This is a genomic window from Streptomyces sp. CBMA123 (assembly GCF_014596465.1).
In the GTDB taxonomy this organism is placed as follows: domain Bacteria; phylum Actinomycetota; class Actinomycetes; order Streptomycetales; family Streptomycetaceae; genus Kitasatospora.
This window is the reverse complement of record NZ_MECK01000322.1, coordinates 1-5,391: the sequence shown is the minus strand read 5'-3', so window position 1 is coordinate 5,391 and position 5,391 is coordinate 1. Positions and strand designations below refer to the sequence as shown.

Annotated in this window: 6 protein-coding genes; 4 read left to right on the top strand and 2 right to left on the bottom strand. The window is 76.1% G+C overall.

Annotation, left to right across the window (positions count from 1 at the left end; translation table 11 throughout):
- Positions 1 to 873: AfsR/SARP family transcriptional regulator (locus BG452_RS28940; RefSeq protein WP_223242882.1), on the bottom strand; the 873-nt coding region annotated here is incomplete at its 3' end.
- 158 nt (positions 874 to 1,031) lie between these two features.
- Here BG452_RS28940 and BG452_RS28935 point away from each other — a divergent pair.
- Complete coding sequence (locus BG452_RS28935; RefSeq protein WP_188307305.1) at positions 1,032 to 2,393, top strand: M14 family zinc carboxypeptidase; 1,362 nt, start codon at positions 1,032 to 1,034, stop codon at positions 2,391 to 2,393.
- 19 nt (positions 2,394 to 2,412) lie between these two features.
- Here the strand turns inward: BG452_RS28935 and BG452_RS28930 are convergent, their stop codons facing one another.
- Complete coding sequence (locus BG452_RS28930) at positions 2,413 to 3,033, bottom strand: MarR family winged helix-turn-helix transcriptional regulator (RefSeq protein WP_188307304.1); 621 nt, start codon at positions 3,031 to 3,033, stop codon at positions 2,413 to 2,415.
- Positions 3,034 to 3,354: 321 nt separating this feature from the next.
- On the opposite strand from BG452_RS28930, the gene BG452_RS28925 reads away from it, so the two are divergent.
- The 3 genes from BG452_RS28925 to BG452_RS28915 all read left to right on the top strand — a co-directional run.
- Complete coding sequence (locus tag BG452_RS28925; protein WP_188307303.1) at positions 3,355 to 4,554, top strand: cytochrome P450; 1,200 nt, start codon at positions 3,355 to 3,357, stop codon at positions 4,552 to 4,554.
- Positions 4,555 to 4,657: 103 nt separating this feature from the next.
- Complete coding sequence (locus BG452_RS28920; protein ID WP_188307302.1) at positions 4,658 to 4,855, top strand: ferredoxin; 198 nt, start codon at positions 4,658 to 4,660, stop codon at positions 4,853 to 4,855.
- Positions 4,852 to 5,391: FAD-dependent oxidoreductase (locus BG452_RS28915; RefSeq protein WP_188307301.1), on the top strand; the 540-nt coding region annotated here is incomplete at its 3' end. The genes BG452_RS28920 and BG452_RS28915, both read left to right, overlap by 4 nt.

The window sequence follows — 5,391 nt, the reverse complement described above, 5'->3', positions numbered from 1 at the left end:
GCGCCCGGAGAACCCCCGGGGCCGCCGGGGGAAGGGCCACGGCGCGGGCCCGGCGGGCACGGGTACGACGGGCGCGACGGGTACGGGCACCGGTGCGCCCGCCCCGTCGCCGCGCAGCAGCACCCCGTACGCCTGGGCGAGTTCGGCCCCGGGGTCGATCCCCAGCTGCTCGGCCAGCGTGCGGCGGGTGCGGTGGTACCACTCCAGCGCCTCCGAGCGCCGCCCGGCCCGGCCGAGCGCGAGCACGAGCGCGGCGACCAGCGGCTCCCGCAGCGGGTTCAGGGCGGCCTCGGTGGCCAGGACGGCGGCGGCCGCGCCGTGGTCGCCGAGCCGGCCGTGGGCGCGGGCCAGTTCCTCCACGGCCGTCAGCCGCAGTTCCTCCAGGGCCTGGGCGGCGCACTGCAGCGGCAGGCTGGGCGCCGTGCCGGCGAGCGCGGGACCGCGCCACAGGGCGAGTGCCCGCCGCAGCGCCGTGACCGTGTGGCCGGCCTCGGGTGCCGTGCGGGCGGTGCGGACGAGGCGTTCGAACCGCTGGGTGTCCACCGCGGTCTCGGGGGCCCGCAGCAGGTAGCCGCCGCTGCCGTCGGTGGCCAGTTCGACGCCGGCGGCGGGTGCCCGGTGGGCGGCGAGGACGGCGCGCAGCCCGGAGACGTGGTTGTGGATGACGGTGCGGGCGTGCCGGGGCGGCTCCTCCTCCCAGAGGGCCTCGGTCAGCCGGTCGACGCCGACGGGCGCGCCGGGGTTCAGCAGCAGCATCGCCAGCAGGCTGCGGCGCTTGGGGGAGCCGAGCGCGAGCTCCTGCCCGTCCGCGGCCACGGCTGCCACCGAGCCCAACAACCGGAAGTCCACCCGCGCCCCCACCCTGACCAGCAAATATGGCAAGCATATGACAATAGGCAACCTGGTAGTGACACACGGTTCGCCCCACCCGCCCGGCCACCGCCCGGAGCACCCTGGACGGATCACCACCCGAGCGGATCCAATACCACCTCCGGGCCCACCGGCCTCCGGACACCGGGAGAAGGAGACCGATGCTGACCGACACCTCGACCGGCGCGGGCCGGGCGATCCTGCTCCACGACCGCTACCCCACCCTCGACGAACTCGCCGACACCGCCCACCGGCTGGCCGCCCGCCACCCCCGACGCTGCCGGGTCCGCACCCTCGGCACCTCCCGGGCCGGCCGCCCCCTGCTGCTCCTGTCGATCGGCCCCGATCACCCCGACGGCCCCGCCGGCCCTGACAGCCCCGGCGGCCACCCCGCCGACAACGTCCTGGTCGTCTCCGGCGCCCACGCCGACGAGTTCTCCGGCCGCGCCGGCCTCGTCGAACTCGCCCACCGGGCCCTGGCCCACCCCGCCCGGCACCCCGCGACGGCCTGGCACCTCCTGCTCTGCCTCGACCCCGACGGCGCCCACCTGGCCCGGGGCGCCGTGGAATCCCGCACCCTGCCCGCCTACTTCGCCGGCTACTTCCGCCCCGCCGCCGACGAACAGCCCGAATGGGCCCCGGCGATCGGCGGCCGCCTCCCGGAGAGCCGGATCCTGCTCGACCTGATCGACGAACTCCGGCCCTCGCTCCAACTCTCCCTGCACACCGCCGACGTGGGCGGCACCTTCCTCCAGGCCACCACCGACCCGGCCGCCCTCGTCGAGCCCTTCGCCCGCTCCGCCGCCGCCCTCGGCATCCCGGTCGAGACCGGATCCTTCGACACCTACCGGCTGTCCGCCGCCGGCCCCGGCGTCTTCCTCATGGAGCCCCACCACATCGACTCCCAGGAGAACACCACCGGCATGCTCGCCGACCAGGACGACGCCCCGGCCGGCGCCCGGGCCGCCACCTGGTTCGCCCCGCAGCGCCACGGCGGCCACACCGTCGTCATCGAGGTCCCCGCCTGGACCACCGACCGCCTCGGCGACCCCCGCCCCGCCGCCGACCCCGACCCGCACCTGCGCGCCGTCGCCGACGAGCTGCGCGAACGCGGCCGCCGGCTCACCGACGTGCTGAACCACCTGCCGGGCGACCCGCCGACCGCCCTCCCGCCGCACCACACCCCGCTGCTGCGCGCCGCCCACACCCAGCTGACCGCCCTACGGCAACTCGCCGACGCCTGGGACCCGCGCACCGCCGGGCACCCCCTCATCCCGCCGCCCCTGCTCACCGGCGCCCACCTGGCCGGCATCGACCTGTGGGCCCACCGCATCCCGGTCCGCGCCGCCGCCCTGCTGCGCCGCGCCGCCCCCGCGCCCGACCCCCGCCCCGCCGCCCTCCTGCACACCTGGTGCGCCCACTACCGCCGCCGCTTCCGCCCCACCTGGCTCCCCGTCACCCGCCAGGCCGCCCACCACGCCAACACCGCCGAGGCCGCCGTGACCGCCCTGCGCCCGCGCTGAGCCCGGGCCTGCGGGGCGCTCAGGACTCGACGGCGTCGCGCGCGTTCGGCCGGGCCCCGGCCGGCAGCCGCCGCCCCGCGACCGCCCGTACGGTCGCCGCCGCCCCGTCCTCCCCGCCTGCCGGGGGAGCGCAGTCGCCGTCGTCCTCCGGCAGCAGGGTGCTGCGCACCCGGTGCACGTAGCGCTCGATCAGGTGGCACAGCACGCTGACCGTCGCGGCGACGTCCGGCTCCGGGACGCCGTCCAGCGCGTCGGCCAGCCCGATGATGTTGGCCTGTTTCAGCCGGTCGAGCAGGGCCCGGCCGTCGGTGGTGAGCGCGACCTGGCGGGCCCGCCGGTCCAGGGCGTCCGGGGTGCGCTCGACCAGCCGCTGGCTCTCCAGGCGGTCGATCTGCCGGGTGACGTGGGAGGGCTTGACCATCAGCCGGGCGGCCAGGTCGCCCACCCGGCTGACGCCGTCGGCCTCGGCGAGCGCGCGCAGCAGGTAGACGTCCGAGCGGGCCGCGGTGATGCCGGCCTTGGCGGTGCGGTGTTCGTGCTCCTTGGAGCGGGTCAGCAGGTAGGCCAGCGAGGCGAGTACGGCCTCCAGGTCTGCGGTGGCGTTCCGGCCGTCTGCGGGCTCGTCTGCGGCGTCCGACATGGGGGAACTTTAGCGAGCCGGTGCGCGCCACCGCTGCGGTGCGCAGCGGTGACCGGATTTCGGACAGATTCGCCGTCCACCCGGTGGCCCCTTTCGCCGACACTGACCGCGAGTTAGCGTGACAGCGAGTTAGTTGCTTTTGGCACGTAAATGCTCCGGGCCCGCACGCCCGGATGCCACCGCACGCCCACGTGCCGCACCGCCGCACGCCCGTACCGCCACCCGCACACACGTAGCGCCGCCCGCCCGTACGGCCGCACACCGTAGGGCGCCGCGGACCGGACCCATCCGGCACAGCCAGCTCCGAGAGGGGAGCCCCCCATGGCCACCGCCGCACAGACCCCCAGCTCCACCCACCCCGCCGCCCGCGGCGCCTGCCCGTTCGCCCCGCCGCCGGCCTACCAGCAGGCCCAGCGGGAGGAGCCGATCAGCCGCATCTCGCTGTGGGACGGATCCCCCAGCTGGCTGCTCACCCGGCACGAGGACGTCAAGGCGGTGCTCTCCGACGCCCGCTTCAGCGCGGACGCCAACCGCGCCGGCTTCCCCTTCATCAGCGCCGGCGCCCGCCAGCTGACCAACGGCCAGCCCACCTTCATCCGGATGGACGACCCCGAGCACGCCCGCCTGCGCCGGATGCTCACCGGCGAATTCATGATCAAGAAGGTCGAGGCGCTGCGCCCCGAGATCCAGCGCATCGCCGACGAGCTGCTGGACCGGATGACCGAAGGGCGCACCGGCGCCGACCTGGTCGGCGAGTTCGCCCTGCCGCTGCCCTCCCTGGTCATCTGCCTGCTGCTCGGCGTCCCCTACCAGGACCACGAGTTCTTCCAGGAGTGCAGCCGTGTCCTGCTGCGCCGCGACTCCGCCGTCGAGGACGTCATCACCGCCCAGGAGCGGCTGACCGGCTACCTGGAGGACCTCACCGAGACCAAGCGCGCCCAGCCCGACGACGGCATCCTCAGCCGACTGGTGGAACGCGGCGAGCTGAACACCAAGGAGATCGGCGCGATGGGCCGGCTGCTGCTGGTCGCCGGGCACGAGACCACCGCCAACATGACCGCGCTGTCGATCCTCGCCCTGCTGCGCAACCCCGCCCAGCTCGACCACCTGCGCCGCCACCCCGAGGCCGTCCCCGGCGCCGTCGAGGAACTGCTGCGCTACCTGACGATCGTGCACTCCGGCCTGACCAGGGTCGCCACCGAGGACGTCGAGCTGGGCGGGGTGCGGATCCGGGCCGGCGAGGGCGTCATCTGCATGATCAGCCTCGCCAACCGGGACGCCGCGGAGTTCCCCGACGCCGACGACCTCGACCTCACCCGCGACGCCCGCCGCCACCTGGCCTTCGGCTTCGGCGTCCACCAGTGCCTGGGCCAGCCCCTCGCCCGGCTGGAACTGCAGATCGCCCTCGACAGCGTGCTGCGCCGGCTGCCCGGACTGCGCCTGGCGGTGCCGTTCGAGGAGGTCCGCTTCCGCGGCGAGATGCTCATCTACGGCGTCCACGAGCTGCCCGTCGCCTGGTGACCCCCCGGGCCTCCGCGCCCGTCACCCACCCCTCCGTGCCTGACCGCCCCTCCGTGCCTGACCACCCCTCACCGACCCCGAAGCCCCGAAGGGAACCCCACCCATGCTCGTCCGCATCGACCAGGAGAAGTGCTGCGGCGCCGGCAGCTGCGTGCTCGCCGCCCCCGACGTCTTCGACCAGCGCGACGAGGACGGCATCGTCGTCCTGCTCGACGCCAACCCGCCGGCCGGACTCCACCAGGCCGTCCAGGACGCCGCCGCGGTCTGCCCGGCCGCGGCGATCACCCTGGAACAGGGGTGACCGCTCCGCGCGAGGTGGCCGTCGTCGGAGCCGGCGCGGCCGGACTGCACGCCGCCGAGGCGCTGCGCCGGGCCGGCTACGACGGCCGCCTCACCCTGGTCGGCGCCGAGCACGAACCCCCGTACGACCGGCCGCCGCTGTCCAAGCAGCTGCTCGACGGGCAGTGGCAGCCCGAACGGCTGGCCCTGCGCACCCCCGGCGCGCTGGAGGAGCTACGGCTCGACCTGCGCCTGGGGGTGGCCGCCGACCACCTGGACCGGGGGAGCCGCACCGTGCACCTGGCCGACGGGAGCCGGGTGCGCTGCGACGCCCTCGTCGTGGCCACCGGTGTGCGCCCGCGCCGGCTGCCCGGCGCCACCACACCCCGGCCCGGCGGCGCCCAGGCCCCGCTGCCCGGCGCCCACGTGCTGCGCACCCTCGCCGACGCCGCCGCCCGCGAACTCGCCCTCCCCGAGACCGGCGGGCCCGGCACACCGCCCCGCCCCGGCCGGCTCGAACCCCGCCCCGAGATCGGCGACTCCTGGGCCCGGCTGCGC

What these genes read in the sequence shown, in the direction of transcription:
- BG452_RS28930 (WP_188307304.1), bottom strand. Translation starts at nt 3,033, where the DNA reads ATGTCGGACGCCGCAGACGAGCCCGCAGACGGCCGGAACGCCACCGCA.
- BG452_RS28935 (WP_188307305.1), top strand. Translation starts at nt 1,032, where the DNA reads ATGCTGACCGACACCTCGACCGGCGCGGGCCGGGCGATCCTGCTCCAC.
- BG452_RS28925 (WP_188307303.1), top strand. Translation starts at nt 3,355, where the DNA reads ATGGCCACCGCCGCACAGACCCCCAGCTCCACCCACCCCGCCGCCCGC.
- BG452_RS28920 (WP_188307302.1), top strand. Translation starts at nt 4,658, where the DNA reads ATGCTCGTCCGCATCGACCAGGAGAAGTGCTGCGGCGCCGGCAGCTGC.